The organism is Campylobacter sp. RM12651, assembly GCF_022369475.1.
In the GTDB taxonomy this organism is placed as follows: domain Bacteria; phylum Campylobacterota; class Campylobacteria; order Campylobacterales; family Campylobacteraceae; genus Campylobacter_E.
Map to the genome: position 1 here is coordinate 255009 of NZ_CP059600.1, position 20163 is coordinate 275171.

At 27.1% G+C, this 20163-nt stretch carries 20 protein-coding genes and 4 tRNA genes; 11 read left to right on the plus strand and 13 right to left on the minus strand.

Annotation, left to right across the window (positions count from 1 at the left end; all coding sequences use genetic code 11):
* Window positions 1-143: 143 nt before the first annotated feature.
* Complete coding sequence (locus tag AVBRAN_RS01250) at window positions 144-947, plus strand: Fic family protein (RefSeq protein WP_214150483.1); 804 nt, start codon at window positions 144-146, stop codon at window positions 945-947.
* Window positions 948-1078: 131 nt separating this feature from the next.
* Here the strand turns inward: AVBRAN_RS01250 and tpx are convergent, their stop codons facing one another.
* Complete coding sequence (gene tpx / locus AVBRAN_RS01255) at window positions 1079-1555, minus strand: thiol peroxidase (protein WP_214117430.1); 477 nt, start codon at window positions 1553-1555, stop codon at window positions 1079-1081.
* A 197-nt stretch (window positions 1556-1752) separates the two neighbouring features.
* Here tpx and AVBRAN_RS01260 point away from each other — a divergent pair, with 197 nt between their 5' ends.
* A complete protein-coding gene (locus AVBRAN_RS01260) occupies window positions 1753-2355 on the plus strand; it encodes a hypothetical protein (RefSeq protein WP_214150484.1) in 603 nt (200 codons plus the stop codon).
* Here AVBRAN_RS01260 and truA read toward each other — a convergent pair.
* Complete coding sequence (gene truA / locus AVBRAN_RS01265) at window positions 2352-3083, minus strand: tRNA pseudouridine(38-40) synthase TruA (protein ID WP_239803335.1); 732 nt, start codon at window positions 3081-3083, stop codon at window positions 2352-2354. The two genes, AVBRAN_RS01260 and truA, sit on opposite strands and share 4 nt — an antisense overlap.
* Before the next feature lie 105 nt (window positions 3084-3188).
* Between truA and AVBRAN_RS01270 the strand changes: the two genes are divergently transcribed.
* The 3 genes from AVBRAN_RS01270 (at window position 3189) to AVBRAN_RS01280 (ending at window position 7653) form a co-directional block, all read left to right on the plus strand.
* Window positions 3189-4544 (plus strand): sodium-dependent transporter, encoded by a 1356-nt coding sequence (locus AVBRAN_RS01270; RefSeq protein ID WP_239803336.1) that lies wholly within the window; start codon window positions 3189-3191, stop codon window positions 4542-4544.
* A gap of 2 nt (window positions 4545-4546) precedes the next feature.
* Window positions 4547-5929, plus strand: a complete 1383-nt coding sequence (locus AVBRAN_RS01275) for a sodium-dependent transporter (RefSeq protein ID WP_214117426.1) — start codon at window positions 4547-4549, stop codon at window positions 5927-5929.
* Window positions 5930-6192: 263 nt separating this feature from the next.
* Window positions 6193-7653, plus strand: a complete 1461-nt coding sequence (locus AVBRAN_RS01280) for a hydrogenase small subunit (protein ID WP_239803337.1) — start codon at window positions 6193-6195, stop codon at window positions 7651-7653.
* A gap of 31 nt (window positions 7654-7684) precedes the next feature.
* On the opposite strand, the gene AVBRAN_RS01285 is transcribed toward AVBRAN_RS01280, so the two are convergent.
* The 8 genes from AVBRAN_RS01285 to AVBRAN_RS01320 form a co-directional block, all read right to left on the minus strand.
* Complete coding sequence (locus tag AVBRAN_RS01285; protein WP_239803338.1) at window positions 7685-8353, minus strand: hypothetical protein; 669 nt, start codon at window positions 8351-8353, stop codon at window positions 7685-7687.
* A complete protein-coding gene (locus AVBRAN_RS01290) occupies window positions 8331-9059 on the minus strand; it encodes an alpha/beta hydrolase (RefSeq protein ID WP_214150450.1) in 729 nt (242 codons plus the stop codon). Before AVBRAN_RS01290 ends, AVBRAN_RS01285 begins: the two co-directional genes overlap by 23 nt.
* The gene (locus AVBRAN_RS01295) at window positions 9046-9261 is read right to left on the minus strand and encodes a type II toxin-antitoxin system Phd/YefM family antitoxin (RefSeq protein WP_214117422.1); all 216 of its coding nucleotides are present in this window, start codon (window positions 9259-9261) and stop codon (window positions 9046-9048) included. Before AVBRAN_RS01295 ends, AVBRAN_RS01290 begins: the two co-directional genes overlap by 14 nt.
* Before the next feature lie 64 nt (window positions 9262-9325).
* The gene (locus AVBRAN_RS01300; protein ID WP_214117421.1) at window positions 9326-9550 is read right to left on the minus strand and encodes a hypothetical protein; all 225 of its coding nucleotides are present in this window, start codon (window positions 9548-9550) and stop codon (window positions 9326-9328) included.
* Window positions 9531-10946 (minus strand): PepSY-associated TM helix domain-containing protein, encoded by a 1416-nt coding sequence (locus AVBRAN_RS01305; RefSeq protein ID WP_239803339.1) that lies wholly within the window; start codon window positions 10944-10946, stop codon window positions 9531-9533. Before AVBRAN_RS01305 ends, AVBRAN_RS01300 begins: the two co-directional genes overlap by 20 nt.
* 45 nt (window positions 10947-10991) lie before the next feature.
* Window positions 10992-11402 (minus strand): PepSY-like domain-containing protein, encoded by a 411-nt coding sequence (locus AVBRAN_RS01310; protein WP_214117419.1) that lies wholly within the window; start codon window positions 11400-11402, stop codon window positions 10992-10994.
* A gap of 73 nt (window positions 11403-11475) precedes the next feature.
* The gene (lgt, locus tag AVBRAN_RS01315) at window positions 11476-12288 is read right to left on the minus strand and encodes a prolipoprotein diacylglyceryl transferase (protein ID WP_239803340.1); all 813 of its coding nucleotides are present in this window, start codon (window positions 12286-12288) and stop codon (window positions 11476-11478) included.
* Between the two features lie 30 nt (window positions 12289-12318).
* Window positions 12319-13035, minus strand: a complete 717-nt coding sequence (locus tag AVBRAN_RS01320; RefSeq protein ID WP_214120257.1) for a hypothetical protein — start codon at window positions 13033-13035, stop codon at window positions 12319-12321.
* A 289-nt stretch (window positions 13036-13324) separates the two neighbouring features.
* On the opposite strand from AVBRAN_RS01320, the gene AVBRAN_RS01325 reads away from it, so the two are divergent.
* Window positions 13325-14635, plus strand: a complete 1311-nt coding sequence (locus AVBRAN_RS01325; protein ID WP_239803341.1) for a Na+/H+ antiporter NhaC family protein — start codon at window positions 13325-13327, stop codon at window positions 14633-14635.
* A gap of 156 nt (window positions 14636-14791) precedes the next feature.
* Here AVBRAN_RS01325 and AVBRAN_RS01330 read toward each other — a convergent pair.
* Window positions 14792-14866 (minus strand) — tRNA-Val (locus tag AVBRAN_RS01330).
* Window positions 14867-14965: 99 nt separating this feature from the next.
* On the opposite strand from AVBRAN_RS01330, the gene AVBRAN_RS01335 reads away from it, so the two are divergent.
* The 3 genes from AVBRAN_RS01335 (at window position 14966) to AVBRAN_RS01345 (ending at window position 15249) form a co-directional block, all read left to right on the plus strand.
* Window positions 14966-15043 (plus strand) — tRNA-Pro (locus AVBRAN_RS01335).
* A 22-nt stretch (window positions 15044-15065) separates the two neighbouring features.
* Window positions 15066-15142, plus strand: a tRNA-His gene (locus tag AVBRAN_RS01340).
* 31 nt (window positions 15143-15173) lie between these two features.
* Window positions 15174-15249 (plus strand) — tRNA-Arg (locus AVBRAN_RS01345).
* A gap of 322 nt (window positions 15250-15571) precedes the next feature.
* Here AVBRAN_RS01345 and AVBRAN_RS01350 read toward each other — a convergent pair.
* Both AVBRAN_RS01350 and AVBRAN_RS01355 read right to left on the minus strand, forming a co-directional pair.
* Complete coding sequence (locus tag AVBRAN_RS01350; protein ID WP_214117415.1) at window positions 15572-15898, minus strand: hypothetical protein; 327 nt, start codon at window positions 15896-15898, stop codon at window positions 15572-15574.
* A complete protein-coding gene (locus tag AVBRAN_RS01355) occupies window positions 15895-17481 on the minus strand; it encodes an ABC-F family ATP-binding cassette domain-containing protein (protein WP_214117414.1) in 1587 nt (528 codons plus the stop codon). Before AVBRAN_RS01355 ends, AVBRAN_RS01350 begins: the two co-directional genes overlap by 4 nt.
* Window positions 17482-17539: 58 nt before the next feature.
* On the opposite strand from AVBRAN_RS01355, the gene AVBRAN_RS01360 reads away from it, so the two are divergent.
* Window positions 17540-18565, plus strand: a complete 1026-nt coding sequence (locus AVBRAN_RS01360; RefSeq protein WP_214120258.1) for a GGDEF domain-containing protein — start codon at window positions 17540-17542, stop codon at window positions 18563-18565.
* The gene (locus AVBRAN_RS01365) at window positions 18558-19790 is read left to right on the plus strand and encodes a diguanylate cyclase (RefSeq protein ID WP_239803342.1); all 1233 of its coding nucleotides are present in this window, start codon (window positions 18558-18560) and stop codon (window positions 19788-19790) included. The genes AVBRAN_RS01360 and AVBRAN_RS01365 overlap by 8 nt, the downstream gene beginning before the upstream one ends.
* Window positions 19791-20163: the final 373 nt, after the last annotated feature.

The window sequence follows — 20163 nt, forward strand, 5'->3', positions numbered from 1 at the left end:
GATTAATTTTGAATTTGTATATTTTATAAATTACTTTAGAGAAAAAAGGGCTTAAATTGTAAAGGTCATTTAAGAAGTTATATATCGCTTTATAAAATTAACAATACAAAAAATTATTGTAAAATAAGAAAAAAGGATAAAAAATGGTAGCTCAATATACGGAAATACAAAATAAAGAAAATATAAATAAAGATTATATTGAAATAGGCATTGGGCTTAGTTTGGTTGATAATCTTAAACCATCTGAATATTTTAAACAAACTTTAACAACAGCAAAAACATATCAAGAATTAGAAATTAGCATTAAAACATATTATCAAAATAAAAAACTTGATATTCAACAAATATGTGAAAAAGAATGCGATTTGGTATCTATAAATATTGCTAAGTTTTTAGACAATAATAGCTTTAGATTTTCTCCGATTGCTTTAAAAATTATTCATAAAAATATATTTCAAGATGCTTTTGTTCAAGGGCTTGAAAAATATGTTGGTGTTTTTAGAGATGTAAATATTGCTAAAAATGAAGATATTTTAGGGGGAGATAAAAGCGTAGAATATGTTGATTTTAATGAGATTAGCGATACTCTTGAATATGATTTTGATAAGGAAAAAAAGAAAAATTATCTTCTAATGAGTAAAGAAGAACAAGTTTTAAATATAGCAAAATTTATAAGTGATATTTGGCAAATTCATCCATTTCGCGAAGGCAATACTAGAACAATCGCTGTTTTTGCAATCAAATATCTACAAAGCAAAGGTTTTGAAGCTAATAATGATATTTTTAAAAACAACTCAAAGTATTTTAGGGACGCATTAGTTTTAGCTAACTATGAGAATATTAAAAATAATATAAAAAGCGATTTTTCGTATTTAGAAAGTTTTTTTAATAAATTTATATTGAATAAACAAGTAGAATTAAAAAAACTACCTTACGATAAAAAATAATCATTTAATAGTAGATAAAGTATCTTTATAAAATAACAATAAGATAAAATTCAAATTAATTTGCTTGAAATTCTAAGGAATTTGAAATAGGAATTTAAATATCTAAATCCTAAGATTTAGATATTTATTAATTACGCTAGAGCTTTTTCTAAAGCGTCAAAATTAGGTAGTTCTGTAATTTCAGCACAAACTTCGCTATAAACTATTTTTCCACCTTTTTGAACAAAAACAGCTCTAGTTGTAAGTCCTTCTAAAGCACCTTCTTGTATTCTACAGCCGTAGTTTTTAACAAATTCGCCGTATCTAAAATCACTAACTGGAATTATATTTTCTAAGCCTTCAGCAGTGCAAAATCTTGCAAAAGCAAAAGGTAAATCCATACTTACAACATAAACTTTCATTCCAAGTTTGTTAGCTTTTACATTAAATTCTCTAGCTTCTTTAGCACATACACCTGTATCAATACTAGGAACGCTTACTATGATAGCGTCTTCATTTAGATTAATTACGCTTAAGTCTTTACCTACTACTTTAGTATCTTTAATACTATCTCCTAGCTTAATTGCTTCACTAATTGCAACAGGGCTACCTTTAAAATTAACTTTCATAAAATCTCCTTTTTTAAAAATAAGACAAAATTATTCCTATTTTTGGTTACAAAATGATAACTCAAAATATAAGGAATTTAAAATGTGATTTAATAATACAAAAAATAATATATTTTTACTATTTTTTTTAAAAAATATAGCTGTTTATTGTCTAAAAATATTTAGTATTCATCGTTTTTTTATTTTAGGAGAAGATTATGAAAAAGATTTTATATTCTGTTTTAACTTTAGGGTTTTTAAGTTCTTATGCTAACGCTTACAATCATACGGGAATTGAGTTTGGCGTGGGAAGTGATAATGTATTAAATTCTAATATTTATTATAAAAATTATAACAATATAGATGATTTAGTATATAGTGCAAATATAAGCGTATCAAAGCAAGAGAATAAAACTTATTATGGTAAGTATAAATATAACATTTATTCATTTGGTGCTTTAGGTGGTTATGCGATTGGCTTACCTTATCAAGAATTAGATGATGCGTTAAATATATTAGCCGGAGCTTATTATTACTCAATAAAGCCAAAATATGATGGTATTTCAAGCTCTACTTTAAATGGATTTGGTATTCAAGCTGGAGTGCATTATTCTGTAAAAATTATTGATAATGTAACAGCAGGTGGAGAAATATTTTTGCATCATGATTTTAAAGATTTAAATAGCACATATATTAGTGCTGGTGTTGAGGGAATTTATGATATTAATGAGAGCTTATATGTAAATGCTAAATTAGGCTATCAAGGTAGAAGTAATTTTTCTAACTCAAATCTATTAGTTGGTATAGGATACAACTTCTAATACATTATGCTTTTAAGATAAAGTCCGCTTGGTTTTGCAAGGGTTCTTGAGTGAATTTCCTTGCAAGCTAATTGTTCTTTTAATTCATCTATACTTAATTTTTTTTCATTTATTTTAAGTAAAAAATCAACCATCAATCTAATCTGACCCCTTAAAAATCCATTAGCAAAAAAGTTCAAAACAACCAAATCTTTATACTTATAAATTCTAGTTTTATAAATAGTTCTAATGCTATTTTTATCATCATCAAGGCTTAAACAAAAATTAGCAAAATCATGCTCTCCTTCATATACTTTTAAAGCGTTTTTTAATAATTTTATATCAATTTCTTTTGAGTAATCACAGCAATATGCTTTATTAAAGGCGTTAAAATAAGGCGAGATTATATATCTATAGCTTCTAAGTTTTGCATCAAACCTAGGTTCAAATTCGCATTCTTTTATATGTTTTATATAAATACCATTTAGAGTATTGTTGAGTTTTTTTAATACAAAATCTTTATTTAATTTATAACTTGAACTAATTCTTGCCACATTGCAATTTGCATGCACTCCTTTATCAGTCCTACTAGCAAATATACTAGGCTTAAATACCCCAACACATTTTAAAGCATTATCAAGTGTATTTTGAACGCAAGTTAAATTTGGTTGCTTTGCTGAACCAAAAAATCTTGAACCATCATAGCTTAAGATTAGTTTGTATGTAAATTCTTTAGTATTTTTACACAAATTTTTGCCTTTTTTTATATATTTTTAATTTTTATTTATACAAATTTTTAAAAATTATTATAGAATGAAAGTTTTAACCTTAAAAAACCAAAAAAAGGGCTTATTTTGAATAATACATTTTCTAAAATTGGATTTATTTTAGCAGTTGCTGGTTCTGCTGTTGGACTTGGAAATGCGTGGAAATTCCCTACAATGGTAGGAACTAATGGTGGTTCAGCCTTTGTAATGCTGTTTATTTTGCTTACTTTAGGCGTTGGATTTGTTATATTTTTGTGCGAGTTATATATCGGTAAAGCATCAAGGCTAGACCCTGCTAGTGCTTATTATTTTTTAGCACCTAAGTATAAAAAACCTTGGTCTTTAGTAGGCTTTACAATGATTGGGGCTTTATTAATCGTTAGCTTTTATAGTGTGATTATTGGCTGGATAATTTATTATATTTATTATTCACTATCTACTATTTTTAATATAAATACACTTAGCACTCAAATCGCTGATAATAAAGAGCTTTTTATTAATTTAGTGGAAACTAATTTAAGTGCTTTGATAATATGTTTTAGTATAGTGTTTTTTATAGCCTTTTACACGGTGGCAAAAGGTGTTAAAAATGGTATTGAAAAGCTAAATGTATTTATGATGCCAACATTATTTATAATGCTTTTATTAATGCTTTGCTATAGCTTTACTCAAGATGGTTTTAAAGACGCTTTTAATTTCTTATTTATGCCTGATTTTAGCAAGATTAATCAAGATTCTTTTTTAGACGCTTTAGGACTTGCTTGTTTTTCTTTAAGTATTGGAGCAGGTAGCATTATTACTTATTCAGCTAGTTTGCCTGAAAGAACTAATTTTGTAAGTTCAACTTTTTATATAATTTTTATAAATCTTTTAATAGGTCTTATGATGGGGCTTATTGTATTTAGTTTTATTTTTGAGTTTAATGCTGACCCTAGTGCACAAGGTCCTGGGCTTATTTTTATTTCTTTGATTTCGCTTTTTGCAAAACTTGGACTTTTAGGCAAAATATTAGCTATTACATTTTTTATAGCTTTATTTTTTGCAGGGATTACTAGTGCGGTTTCAATGATAGAGCCTTTTGTATTTTATCTAATAAACAAATTCAATTTCTCAAGGATAAAAGCTATTGTTTTAATTGGGGTAGTTGTTTATATTTTAGGGCTTTTATGTATATTTTCAAATATTGAATCTTATAAGGATAATTTAACATTTTTTGGAATGAATTTCTTTGATATTTTAGACAATGTTAGCTCAAATATCATTATGCCTTTTGGCTCATTTATGGCTGCAATTTTTGTTGGGTTTTTTATTAGCAAGCAAGATTTAAAAGAAACCTTTATCCCTTATATGGGTGAGCTTGGGTTTAAAATATGGATATTTTTTGCAAGATTTGTTGCACCTATTGCTGTGCTTGTTATTGTGTATTTTAAATTTAAAGGATAAAAATGAGAGAACAATTTTCTAAAATTGGCTTTATTTTAGCGATGGCAGGTTCTGCAGTTGGACTTGGAAATGCGTGGAAATTCCCTACAATGGTAGGAACTAATGGCGGTTCTATTTTTATATTGCTTTATTTAGTTTTAACATTTTTAGTAGCTTTTATGGTTTTTTTAGGAGAGCTTAGCATTGGTAAAATCACTCAAAAAGACGCTGTGAATGCTTTTAGCGATTTAGCAAAATCTAATAAAAAAGCTTGGGGATTTGCAGGATTTTTTATGATTGGAGCTATTTTAATAGTTTGTTTTTATAGCGTTGTAATAGGCTGGATTTTAAAATACATTTATTCTAGTTTTTTTGCTTTACCAAATTCTGTTAGTGAAGCTGGAGATTTATTTGGTAATTTATTGACAAAAGACTTATTATCTCAAATTATTTGCTTTAGCATAGTGTTTTTTATGATTTTTTGGGTTGTTAGTAAAGGAATTAAAAGTGGCATTGAAAAAATGAATGTATGGATGATGCCAAGTTTGTTTATATTATTAATTTTAATGCTTTTATATAGTTTTACTTTTGATGGATTCGTTAAGGCGTTTAGCTTTTTGTTTAAGCCTGATTTTTCTGTTTTATTTGTTGAAGATAAACTTAATATAAAATTAATTTTAGACGCTTTAGGGCTAAGCTTTTTTAGTCTTTCTATGGGTGTTTGCGTGGTTTTAACTTACGCTGCTAGTTTGCCAGAAAATATAAATGTGATTAAATCAACTTTATCAATTATTTTTATAAATATTTTAGTTGGTATTATGATGGGGCTTATTGTATTTACATTTGTTTTTGAATACGGAGCAAATGCAAGCGAGCAAGGGCCAGGACTTATATTTGTAAGCCTTATGAGTTTATTTTCAAATCTTGGAATTATTGGAAATATACTTGCGATTGCATTTTTTATAGCATTACTCTTTGCTGGGCTTACTAGTGCTGTTTCAATGATTGAACCTTTTGCTTTTTATTTAATAAATAAATTTGGAATTTCAAGAAAACTTGCTCTAATTTATATAGGTATTTTTGTTTATATTATGGGGATATTTTGCATATTAGGTTTTAATAATGAATATTCTTCAATTTTTACATTTTTTGATAAAAGTATATTTGATATATTAGATTATTTAACTTCTAATATTTTAATGCCATTATCAGCGATTATTACTTGTATTTTCGTAGGATTTTTCGTAGAAGTGAATAAACTTAAAACTTTATTTATTCCTTATATGGGTGAGTTTGGATTTAAAATATGGTTATTGTTTATAAGATTTATTTGTCCTATTGTAATACTTATAATAATGTTAGAGAATTTAGGTCTAACTAAGTATTTAAAGTCTATGTTTTTTTAAGATATATTTTTAACTAAGACTTATAAAAATTTATTAAAATTTGAAAAAAAGTATAATTTTAAGAATATTTAAAGTTTGGTTTAGTTAGTATTTATATTTCAAACTAAACTCATTTAGCCCCGTTAAAACGGGGTAAATATAAAATATATCTTAAATATACCGCTAGTTAAATTAGTAACTTGAGTAGAAAAGTTACTAATTTTAAAAATTATTTCGCTATTATTTATTTAATTTAATATTTTAAGCTTAAATAAAGGATTATTATGAATGCAAATGTATTAGCTCAAATTCAATCTACATTAAAAACTTTAGGCGTGAAAGCTGATGAAAAAGAAATCTACGAAAAAATCAATGCAAAAAAGTTAAAATTAATATGGCTACATTTTAGCGAATGCACAGGCTGTAGTGAGAGCTTTATTAGAAGTGAGAGTATTGGTCTTGATGATTTGATTTTTGATTTTATAGATTTAATCTATCACGAAACTTATATGGCAGCTAGTGGATTTTTAGCTGAAGATTTATTAGAAATTAAAGAGCCATTTTTATTAGTAGTTGAAGGTGCTATTGCTAGTAATGAGTTTTATACAAGTGGTGCTCCAGCTCACTCTGCTTTACATAAATTAAAAGAATTAACTAATCGTGCAAGTTGTGTTTATGCTGTAGGTTCATGCTCATCTTATGGTGGTATTCAAGCAGCTAAGCCAAATCCTACTAATTCTATTAGTATTGAAGATATTTTAGAAGGTGCTGTATTAATTCCTGGTTGTCCTCCAAGTGAGAGCAATATCATTGCTAGTATTTTACATTTTGCGTTTTTTGATAAAGCTCCTACATTAGATGATAATAATCGTCCTGCTTTTGCTTATTCAAAATGCTTACACGATATGTGCGAAAGGAAAATAGCTTTTGAGAGTGGGGAATTTGTTGAAGAATTTGGAGATGAAGCAGCTAAATCGGGTGCTTGTTTGTTTAAAGTAGGGTGCAAAGGGCCATATACTTTTAATAATTGTCCTAAGACAAAGTTTAATGCTAAAACTTCTTGGCCGGTTCAAGCAGGGCATGGCTGTATTGCCTGTAGCGAAAGAGATTTTTGGGATAATTACGGCGTTTATGAACAATCACTCGCTAGTTCTTACGCACAAACTAAAAGAGCAAGGTGTTATGATGATTTAGCTAGATTTAATAAGAGCGATGAGGTTGTTGTAAGAGATGATGGGATTTATATTAATAATGAATTATCAGCTTTTTTAGAATTTGAAAGTAAAAATCACGCAGAATTATTAAATAAAAACAAATTAGGCGCTAAGTTATTAGCAAATTATAAAGAAAAATTTGGCTTAAACCTTGAAGGAGATAGCGAGATTTTAAATACTTTTAGTGGTATTTTAATAAGCTCGGCAAATATTTTAGGACTTAAATTAAGCTTAACCGAACTTCTTGATTTAGCTAATAAATATGAAATAGGAATTGCTAGTGGGCTTGATTTTAAATTAGCTAAAAAACCTATTTTAATGGATGTTAGTAAGTCTTTTAGATTGATTTTGATATATCGTTTAGGCGGACTTGATGATATTGCAATTTTGTTTGGTGTTGTTGATAGTATTGCTTCAATGATAGCGAAATCTTTAAAAATGCTAGAGTGTAAGAGTGTAAAGTTTGAAGGAGAATTATTCAAACATCAAATATTAGTTGATAGATTGAATTATCACTTAAGAAATTTCTAAGAATTTGAATTAAGAATTTATTTCTTAATTCTTATAAATATTTATCTAAATTATCTTTATATTTTAGGCTTAATCTTAAATAAAGTTCATTTATTTCATTTTTAAATTCTTCGTTTTTGTAAGCATTTAAGAAATTGTTTGTATGCAAAATCTCTTTTTTGTTTTCACAATTATCAAGGTATAAATCTTTTAAATAAAGTTTAAGGTATTTGACTAAAAGCTCTAATGCTCTAAATATAAAAATTATTATTGGCTCATTTGAGATTTGCTTTACATTTAATAAAAATTGTGCTTTTAAATTATCAAAATCATACTTTATCAAAGGACAAGGATGAGATGAAAAATCTTTATAAAATAAATCATACAAACTAATTGCATTTATATCCAAAACCAACCCATCATCATTAACTAAAGCAAAAAATGGATATAACTTACAAGCTAAAGGACGAAAAGTGCATAAGCCTTTATAAGAGCATTTGACAAAGCATAAAGTGATTGTTTTTTCACATTTTAATTTGTAATCAATACTTGCAACTAGATTTAGATTGGTTTTATCTTTAATGTATTCATACTCGCTTTTTAGCATAGGAATTATTGTATCAAAAGGCTTATCTGCATTACAGCAATGCCCGTTGCAAGATTTGTAGCAATCTTTAAAATAAATTATTTCTAATTCTTCAAGCTTTTTGAAAAAACTCATCAATAAAAGGCGTTAAATCATTTTGCATAAAGAAAAAATGATTTCCATTAAAGGTAATTAGTTTTGAGTTTTTGATTAAACCTTGCATTTTATTTGCTATGCTAAGTGGTGTTGCAGTGTCGCTTTCGCCCCATAATAGCAAGGTTTTTGTGTTGATTTTGCTAATTTCATTTTGATAGTCTTCATCAACTACATTTTTAAAAGTTTCATACATAATAGGGCTTAGCGTAGCACCATCTTTACTAGCTAAAAATCTTCTTATATTTTTAAATCCTAATTTATTTAAGCATTTTGCAAGAAAGATTTTTAGCTTTACTTTAGGGCTTTTTGGTAGTTTTAGCCCAGCACTAGCACATAAAATCAACGCATCATAATCATTCTTACTAGCCATTAGACAAGCAATTTTGCCACCATAAGAATGACCTAGCAAAATATCAACTTTTATATCTAATGCTTTTATAAATTCATTTGTCAAATTAAGATAATCAATAGAGTTAAAAGCATAACTTGGCTCATCACTTCCACCAAATCCTGCAAAGTCTAAAAATATCATTTGCTTACAATGTTTGCTTAAAGATTTTGTGAAAAATTGCTCCATTAGTTCTTTATTAGCACCCCAGCCGTGCATTATTAAAGCTACTTTTTCTCCATTTCCTTGTCTTATTAGATAACTTAGCCCGAGATTTTTTATATTAATTCTTGCCATTTTTTTTATCCTTATAAATAGCTTCTAAAATTACTAAAGCGTTTTGTAATTTTTCGTATTCAGCAAGGTTTAGCATAACACATTGGAATTTGTTATTTTTTACTACGAAGACTTTTTTATTTCCTTCAATTTTTTTTAAAATTGCAGAAAAATTACGAACTACATCAGTAGCTGAAAATATCTCATCTTGGCTAAATTTCATATTTTTCCTTTTGTGATTTTAAATAATAAAGCAAAAACTAATCCAAAACCACATTCGCTAAAAATTAGCGAATGTTAGAGCTTTTATTATTTAAATCATATAGGTGTTTAGCCCAAATCGTAATTATACAAAATGCAAAAATTGAACTAAAAAATATCATTAAATTATATAGTTTTGCATCAAGATATAAGGCACATACAAATGCTATTGCAAATAAAATATAACTTGCTTTTTTATAATCAATACTAAGGCAGATTGCTCCTATTAAATTAATTAATATTATTAACATTTGCTCTCCTTAAATTAATAATTAATCCTAAAATTATAAGTAATATAACAAAGTCAAACATCATTGTTATAAATACAAAACCGCTAATACAAATATCAGATATTAATAATGCCAATAAAATAATTAAGCTAATTATCATTAGATTTTTAGTTTTATTTACAAAAATATAGCTAAGAATAATGCTTAATATAAAGCTTATTAAAAATGCAAATTGTTCTACTTGCATATTTTGAGTAAGTTTATTAGCGATAAAATAAATAGCAGTAGCATTTAAAGATGGATAAAACGCTGCATAAGCAATTGCTTTATAAAGTAGATTATCTTTATGTTTTTTACTAGCTAATAATAAAGCTTTGTATATAAATAAGCAAGTAAATATTCCACATAAAAATAAAATAAAATAAAGTTGAAAATCAGCAAACATAACTCTATGAATATTAAAAAATATTTCATAAATTGATGAAAATGCACTTAGTTTGCTTTCTTTTGGAGTTTGTTTTACATTAGCTTCGCTATCAAAAACATAGCTTTTATTACTTTTTGTATTAATTGATGGCATTATATTTTTATCATCATTTAAAGTAATTGCAAATTCTTTTGTGCTTTTATTTAAAACAATTGTTATATTTTTTGTATTTTCTAAATTATTAATAGCCTTGCTAATTAAATTTGTATCAAAAATAAAACTTTTATCACTATTTGTATTTGCGTTACTTGGTGTTTTTGCTTGTTTAGTGGTAGTTGTAGTAAATAATTTTTCTATATCTTTAATGTAATTTATGCCTATTCCACTAAGTGCTAAGATGAATAAAAATGAACCCACAAAAAGTCCAGCAACTATGTGAAAATCAAATAATCTTGCTAAATCATTTTTCACATTAATTTTATTGAAATTCTTTTTATTCCAAATCAAAATCCCACTTATATATAAAAATATTATCCCAGCTGCAAAAATACTAACAATTGCTTCTAAGAAATCTTTAAAACTACCATTAATAGGCAATAATTTATAATGAATGCTAGTTAAAAATTTAGCTCCTAAAGTGCTTGTTTTATTTAGTATATTTTCTCCATCAAAATAGCTTATATTACTTTTTCTTTCGCCTTTTGTTGAATTAGAATTATAATAATTAATCTCATATAAATTATTATAATAACTAGGAGTTTTGATAGATATAAAATCGTAATCTTTATATTTTTCTTGTGCGTAATTAATAGCACTACTTAATCCATTTATATCATTATTTAAGATAGTTTTGCTTTCGTGCAATTTTGGCTGCATATAAAAATCAATTTCATTTCTAAAATAACTAATGGTTCCAAAAAAGGTTATTATAAAAAGTAACCAACAAGCATAAATTCCAATGTAAGAATGTAATTTTCTAAGTGTTTTCATATCTTTCCTAATCTTAGGAATTTCAAATTGAAATTCCTATTGTTTTTAATCATCAAGCACGGTTTTTGTGATAGTTCCGTTATTGTCTATATAAACTTTATAATTGTTATTAAATTTTAGTTTATATCCGTTCCATTCTTTTTCAATTTCCATTAATTTCGCATTTTTTTGATTTTCTTTAGCAAGTTTTAAAACATCTTGCATAATGCTATCAGGAATTGGAGAGTATTTTCCATCTATTTCTTTAATATCTCCAGATTTAGAAAAATCAAGTTCAGTTCCATTGCTAAGTTTGATTTCATAAGAATCCCAATCTTTTTCAGCTTTAACTATATTTTCATTTGTAAAATGAGTTTTTACAAAGTCTTGAATATTTTGTGGTAGTTCGCTTGGATTTATATTTGTATCAGCTAATAAACAGCAACTAATTGCACCTAAAAATAAAAGTTTTTTCATACTTTACTCCTTAAAATGATTTGAAATTTGATATTATCAAAATATTGTAATTTTGATTATACCCCCCCCCGTGTTAATGATTATCTTTAATTTTATTTAAATAAAAATACAAACTAAGAGCAAAGCAAAACATAATTAAACTCAAAATTTGACCCATAGATAGGCTTAATGCGATAAAACCTAAATTAAAATCAGGTTCTCTAAAGAATTCACAAATAAATCTAGCTATCCCATACGACATTGCATAAATACAGATTAATTGCCCGTTAAACTTTATTCTCTTTGAAAAAATGTAAATGATAATGAAAATTATTAAACCTTCAGCGAATGCTTCATATAATTGACTAGGGTGTCTTAAGGTATCTCCTACATAAACGCCCCAAGCTACATCAGTTGCTCTGCCAAATAGTTCGTGGTTTAAAAAGTTTCCAATTCTTCCAAATATATACCCTAATGGCACTGATAATGCTACCAAATCAAGTATTTTAAACATATTTTTTTTATATTTTTTAGAATAAAGATAAGTTGTAATTAATGCACCAACTAATGCTCCGTGATAGCTCATTCCAGCAATTCCTACAAATTCGCCATTTACAAACGGATTAAACATTTGCCAAGGATTGCTTAAATAATATAATTTATCATCGCTATAAACTAAAATATATCCTATTCTAGCTCCTAAGATTATGCCTATTTCTATCCAAACGAAATAATTTTCTATTTCTTTTTTGCTAAAGCCAAAGCGTGGAGCAAATTTTTGTCCTATAAATAATGCAATAAGCAGTGCTAGTATGTAGCAAAGTGCGTAATAATGTATTTTAAACATTCCTATGCTAAATGCAACTCTATTGGTATTTTCATAAAAATGTTGCCAAAATTCAAGCATTATTATCCTTTTTTAGAATTTCAAAATATATTAAAAACCACTTAGTTTTTTGCAAGATATTTGATTACCTAAATTACAAGATTTTTCTAAGAATTTTTTACTTAATTTAAATTTACCCATATTTAAATAAGCATTAGCTCCAGCAAAGCAAGCTTCTTCATAGCCTTTATTGCAAGTTTGCTCTAAAAGATTGAATGCTTTTTTTGTGTCATTATTTTCTAAATGCACACTTGCTTCAAATATGCAAGCATTAAAGAAATTTTTGTTGCAAGCAATGTGAGCGTATTTAATAGCGTTTTCTTTATCTAAAAACCCTTTATAATATCTAGCAGTTGCATAACAAGAGTTTTGATTATTTTCGTTATCACATTGAGCTTTTATGATTTTTAGTGCTTTTGTTGAGTTTTGTTCGTAATTTAATACAAGCTTGGTGCAAGCTAATTCAAAATGATTTTGACAAGCAAGTCTTAAGGCATTAAAAATCGTATAATCATCATCACTAAAAGTAGAAATTGTATAACAAGCTGCCATATTTTTTGCCTTGCATTCATCGTTTATATAGTCTTTTGCTTCTTTTATATAAGTTATTTTATTTATATTATTTGCTTCATCACAGCCTTTAAAATCATTATTACTACAAGCACTAATTTTTGATAAATATTCATTAACTTTTGCTAAATCAAGAGCGATTTGTGCTTCATTTGCATAAACAAATATTGAAAATATAAGTATTATTAATTTTTTCATATTTACTCCTTAAGGTTTTAGTGTATTGAATTTTAGATAATTTTAATGATTTTTTCTAAAAAAATAAAATATTTAAGGAAAATTTCAGAATATTTTAGGTTGAATAACGCAAATATTTTACAAAAGGAGTTTTTAAATGAGTGTTTTATCATTTGTCTTAACAAACAATTTATTTACAAGCTTCTTCTTCCATCATGCCTTAGGGCATTGAGACTTCATAATACTTTTTTTATCATATTATTTTTTATATTTTTAAACATTTAAACAAAATTAATTTAAAGGAAAATTTATGTTAACAAACCCTGTTTTAATAAGCGTTTTTATAATGCTTGGACTATGTCTATTAAGATTTAATGTATTTTTAGCTATTTTAGTTTCTGGACTAATAGCAGGACTTATGAGTGTTAGTTTTGATGATAATATTTTAGTAGTATTAAAAAATATTATGAATACATTCATAAGTGGTATGAGTGGCAATTTGCAAACCTCACTTAGCTATGTTTTAGTAGGTGCTTTAGCGGTTGCTGTATCTAGGACTAATTTAACTGCTTATTTAGTTAATTTCATTAGTAAAAAGATGTCAGATAAAAGAATTTTATTGCTATTTTCTTTAGCTATAATTTCAAGCTTTTCTCAGAATTTAATTCCAATTCACGTAGCATTTATTCCGATTTTAATCCCACCAATGCTAAGTCTATTTAATAAGCTGAAAATTGACAGGCGTGCTGTAGCTTGTGTGGTAACATTTGGGCTTACAACGCCTTATATGACTTTACCTGTGGGATTTGGTCTTATATTCCAAGATATAATTACTCAATCGCTAAATGATAATGGAGTAAAAGTTACTCAAAGTGATGTTGCTGGTGTTGTTTGGCTTATGTTTTTTATAATGTTTTTTGGTCTTCTTGCTTCGTTTATTTATTATAGAAAACCTAAAGCATATCAAGAGCTTGAAACAAAATATGAAAACTTAGATAATATTAGTTTTGGTAAAAAAGAACTAATGGTAATGATAGGTTTATTAATTACTTTAACTACTCAAATACTTGTTGGTTCTTTACCGCTTTCGGCTTTACTTGGCTTTTTATTTATTTGTGTAAGCGGTGGAGTTGAGTATAAAAAAATTGATGAAGTATTTTTAGGCGGTTTTTCTTTAATGGGTTATGTGGCATTTATTATGTTAATTGCTTGTGGTTTTGGAGCTGTTTTACAAAGCACAGGAGCTATTAAAGAAATAGTTGATTTTACTTTAAGTATTACTACTAATAAATTGATAATAGCGTTTGGAATGATGTGTATAGGATTATTAATCACTCTTGGAATTGGAAGTTCGTTTGGAACGGTTCCTATTATTGCGACTTTATTTGTGCCAATTTGCACGGCTTTAGGTTTTAGTGCTGAAAGTATTATTTTCATCATTGCTTGTGCTGGTGCAGTTGGAGATACAGGTAGCCCTGCTAGTGAAGCAACTTTAGGAATTACCGTTGGGCTTAATGCCGATAATCAAAGTGATCACATAAAAGATGTATGTATCCCTACATTTATATTCTATAATATACCTTTAGTAGTAGGTGGTGCTTTAATAGCTTATTATTTATAATTTGCCTTATTTTAGGCAAGTTATTTTTTAAACAACTGCTTTTGCGGTTGTTTATTTTTAAATATATTAATCTTATAAATTTATATAATTTCGCTAAGGATTTAAATTCCACAAGAAAAAACATTAAAACATATTTTATAAAAAGAATAAGTAATATGGTGACCCCGATTGGACTTGAACCAACGACTTTTACCATGTCAAGGTAACACTCTACCACTGAGTTACGGGGTCATTGTGTATAATTTTAGCAATATTTTGTGAATAAATTATTTTTTTCTTGACATTTTAAAAAAGTTAATATATAATGCGACCTTTCTTATAAAACATTTTCGGGGTGTAGCGCAGTCTGGTTAGCGCACTTGGTTTGGGACCAAGGGGCCGAAGGTTCGAATCCTTTCACCCCGACCACTTCTTTATTATTTCATTTATGGTGAGTGTAGCTCAGTCGGTTAGAGCATCAGATTGTGGTCCTGAGGGTCGTGGGTTCGATTCCCATCACTCACCCCACTTTTTTAAAAAATCATATTTTAGTTTTGTTGCGTTAGTAGCTCAATGGATAGAGCAACAGACTTCGGATCTGTAGGTTGTGGGTTCGACTCCTACCTAGCGTACCACTTTGTATTTTTCGCCAATTATTTAAGTATTATTTTTAACCATATTCATAAATGTTTTAGTTTTATTATTAAATGTCAATGGTATATTTTTGGAATAATCACAAACAAAATTAGATATTGACAATTAAATAAGTATAAAAATTAAAATATAAAAACATAATTTTATAGCAATATTTTACAATCAACTTAGATTTTATAAAGCTAAAGTTTGAATTATTGTAATTATTTATATAAAAATATTGCATAGTAATCATTACTAGATATTTTGTGTATAAAACTTAATATTATTTTTTTAGAATTTAAATTAAGCGAAAGGAGATTTTTAATCTCCTTGATGATAATTTTTTTCTAATTCTATCTCTTCATCTTGAGTGTTGTTTTTAGCCCATTCACACATCGCATCTCTTAGCATTAAATACTTTTTCTTAGACAATTTTTCATTTTCACTTAATTCTCTATCTTCAAGTAATTTAATTTGAAAGAATGTATCATCTTTTTTTGAATACTTTAAAAAGAAATCAACATAATCAAAATAATCCTTATTGCTCTCATAGTTAATAATTTCTTCAATATAAATAGTAGGCCCAAAACCCATATGATTTTGACTAAAATTACCAAAACCTGCCGAATACTCCACCTTAAATGTCATTTGCTCTCCCCATATTTTAATAAAAACTCTTCATACGTGCCAACAAAATCAATAAGCTCACCATTGTTTAAATACCAAATTCTATTTGCATAAGAATTGATTAATTCCCTATCGTGGCTTATACAAATTGCTACTCCATCGTATTCATAAAGTGCTTCACCAAGAGAAATAATAGCTTCAAGGTCAAGATGGTTATTTGGCTCATCAAGCAAGATAAAATTACCCCTTTCAAGCATAATTTTACTCAACATCAATCTGTGCTTTTCACCACCGCTTAAATCTTTTGCCATTTTTTCTTGATCGGTTCCGCTAAAGAGCATTCTACCTAAGCATTTGCGAATTTCATCAATATCTTTATGTTTTTCGCTAATTAAATAGTCATATAGTTTCAAATTTTCACAAATTTTACTTGAGGTATCTTGTGGGAAGTAACTAGGTTCAATTGTAGCACCCATTTTTACCTCTCCATTATCAGGAGAAATTTCATTCATTATAATCTTTGCTAGTGTGCTTTTTCCAGCTCCACTTGCTCCAATTATTGCTATTTTATCGCCTTTATTTACTTTAAGATTTAAGTTTTTAAATAGTTGCTTATCATAAGCCTTACTTATATTGTTTAGCTCTAAAACTTCATTACCAATTTCTCTATTACATCTAAATAAAATTGATGGGTCACGCCTACTTGAAATCTCTATTTCGCTTACATCTAGTTTTGCTAAGTTTTTTGCACGACTTGTTGCTTGTCTTGCTTTAGAAGCATTTGCGCTAAAACGAGCTATAAATTTTTCTAAAGCTTCTTTTTCTTTTAAATTCTTAGCAAGACTTGCTTCTTTTTGTCTTTTAATAAGTGTACTTTGCATATACCAATCATCGTAATTTCCTGCAAATTCACGAATTTGTTTGAAATCTACATCAAGCATTCTTGTGCAAATACTATTTAAGAAAAATCTATCGTGAGAAATTACAACCATTGTTCCATCGTGGCGTTTTAGTTCATTTTCTAGCCAATTAATAGCGTCTAAATCAAGGTTATTCGTAGGCTCATCTAAAAATAACACATCAGGTTTAGCAAATAATACCTGTGCGATTAGAACTTTAAATTTATCACTTGTTTGAACATTTTTCATAAGTTCATCATAATTATGAAGATTTAAAGAGCTTAATATTTTTTCACATCTAGTATCGTATTCATAATTTGGGTCTTCTTCTGCACAAATCATTTCAAGTTCGCTTAAGCGATTATTTATTTCATCGGTATAATCCGTGCAAGTTGCATATATATTTTCTTTTTCTTTTACTGCATTATAAAGTCTTTTGTTTCCATATAAAACTGCATCTTTTAAACTAAATTCTTCATACGCAAATTGATTTTGCTCTAACACGCCGTATCTTACGCCATTTTCAAAACTAACTTCTCCGCTAGTTGCTTCAAGTTCTCCTGCTATAATTTTTAAAAATGTTGATTTTCCAGCCCCGTTTGCACCGATAAGTCCATATTTTTCGCCTCTTTTTAAGCTTAAATTTACATTTTCAAATAATAATCCCGTAGGGTATCTCATAGTAAGAGATTTGATTTCTACCATTTTTTATCCTTTTTTTATATAATCGTTTCTTTAAAATTTACAAAAGGCTCTACAATCAATGAACTCATTTTTAAGTGAATTAATAATTTCTTTGCCTAGTGCTACTTTTATTTTAGAGATATTAGCACTTATTATTGCACTTTACTTTAAAAAATACAACATAATATCGGTATGTATTTTATTAATAAGTTCTAAAATGATTTATTTATTTTCAGCAAATTATCAAACCCATATTTATGTAAGTTTGTTTATGCCTTTTGCTTTTGCGCTTTTAGTATCTTTAAAAAAAGAGTATGATACTATAAAATGCTTATTACCTATTAGTTTTGTTTTTATTTTATACATAGTATTAGGTATATTTTTATCTCAAAATACTAGCTTTGCATTAAATTCTACTAATAAATTTTTATTTTCAAATTCTTTTATCACTGATTTAGGTTTAGTATTTTTTCTAGTATTTTTAGTGTATTTATTGATATTAAGATTTTTTATATTTTTTGAAAAAACATTAATTTTTGCGTATATTGGAGCTTATTTTGAATTTATGTTTTTTAAAACTCTTGAAAAAACAGATGTTGGGTTTTTTGAATTTGCTTCTTTAATATTTTTAATCTCTATATTTCTTGAAGGGTATAAATTAGCATTTTTTGATGCTTTAACTCAAGTTTTAAATAGAAGAGCTTATGATAGAACTAGGCTTATTGCTAATGATGTAATAGCAGTATGTGATATAGATTTTTTTAAAAAAGTTAATGATACTTATGGTCATGATGCTGGTGATTTTATATTAAAAAATGTAGCTAAGATATTAAAAGCTAATGTAGATAAAGTTTATAGATTTGGCGGAGAAGAATTTGTAATCGTATATAAAAATCAAGACTTTAAAAATTGTGTAACAAAATTAGATAATATAAGAGAAAATATAGAAAAAGAAATATTTAAATTTAATGAAAAAATTATAAAAGTTACTATTAGTATTGGAGTTGAAATGGTAGAAGATGATAAAATAAAAGCCTTTAAAAACGCTGATGCTAAGTTATATAAAGCAAAAAATTCAGGAAGAAATAGAGTAATATATGAGTAGTGAAAGTAAAAAAGCAACAATTCAAGAATATATAAAAGGCTGGGGGCCTGAATTAGAAATAGGTATTGATGTAGTTGATGAAGAACATAAAATGTTCTTTGAATTAATAGAGCAAGTATTTGAAGCAGCTAATAGTGGTTATAAAGAATTTGAATCTGTATTTCAAGTGGTTTTAAGTCATATTGCTTGGCATTTTAAAAATGAAGAAGATTATATGAAAAGTATGGCTATATATACAAAATATGTAGAAACCCACAGAGATATTCACTCGCAGTGTATATCACAATTAGGTAAGATGAGAGATGCAGTGTTAAAGCAAAATAGTGAAGATGATATGGTATATCAAAAAGAACTTGCAATTAACTTGGCTTATTTTGTTAAAAATTGGCTGATTTTTCATATAGTTGGAGAAGATTATAAAATAGCTAAACAAATTAAATTTATAGAAGCTGGTAATAGTCCTCAAAGAGCATTTGAGATGATAAATGAAAAGATGGATAAAAATATAGAAATTCTAACTATTACCTTATCAAATCTTTTAAAAATTTATGAGATTAGAAACGAGAAATTATTAGAAATTGAAGCAGATATTAAATCAAGTCTTAATAAAAAAGAAAAACAACTGCAAGAACAAATTCAAGAAAATAAGAAAAAATCAATTACAGATGAATTAACAGGATTGTTTAATAGGCGACAGGCTATGTTTGTATTAAATAATATATGGAATGAATATCAAGACCCAACCTGTGCTATTATTCAATTAGATTTAGATAAGTTTAAAGAAGTTAATGATACTTATGGACACCATGCAGGAGATTTGGTTTTAAAACAATTTTCAAATGCTGTTAAATATTTTTTTGATACTAATGAATTATGTAATAAGTATAAGTATAACGATAGAGATAGCATACACTTTTGCCGTTTAGGTGGTGATGAATTTTTAGTAATATTACAAAAATATTCTTTAGATGAAGCAGTGGCAATTGCAAATGCTTTACACGCAGTAGTAAATGGTATAGAAGTATTAGACGAACATAAAAAAGTGATTTGGAAAGGTAGCACAAGTATTGGTGTAGCTTGTAGAAATGCTGATAATAGAGATTTTGAATCAGTATTAAAAGCTGCTGATGCTTATTTATATAAAGCAAAAGAAGATGGTAGAAATTGCGTTCGCTCTATGTTACACGAGATAGGGGGGGGGGTATTTCTAGCAGAGTATTTATGAATTAATACCGCTAGTGGAATTTAAAATTAAGAATTTAGAATGCTTTTTTAAATTCTTAATTTTTTTAAAAAAATTTTCAAACTTTAAGAATAATTTAAGCTTAAAGAGATAGAATACGAGCTTTATTTCACAAATCAAAACTTAAACAGAGCATTTAAGCTAAATGTTCTTTCTAGGTTTTATTTAATTTAATTCTATGTTATATATAGTTTCTAACCTAGTGTTATTTTATTTATCAATGTTAAGAGTCACAAGCAAGTAATATAAAACAATTTCATAAGCTTGTTAAAGGTAGTTATACTTAATCTCTTTCTTATTACATATATTAAGTATATATAAGAAAAAGTTTTTAAGCATCACAGCTTAGACGCTT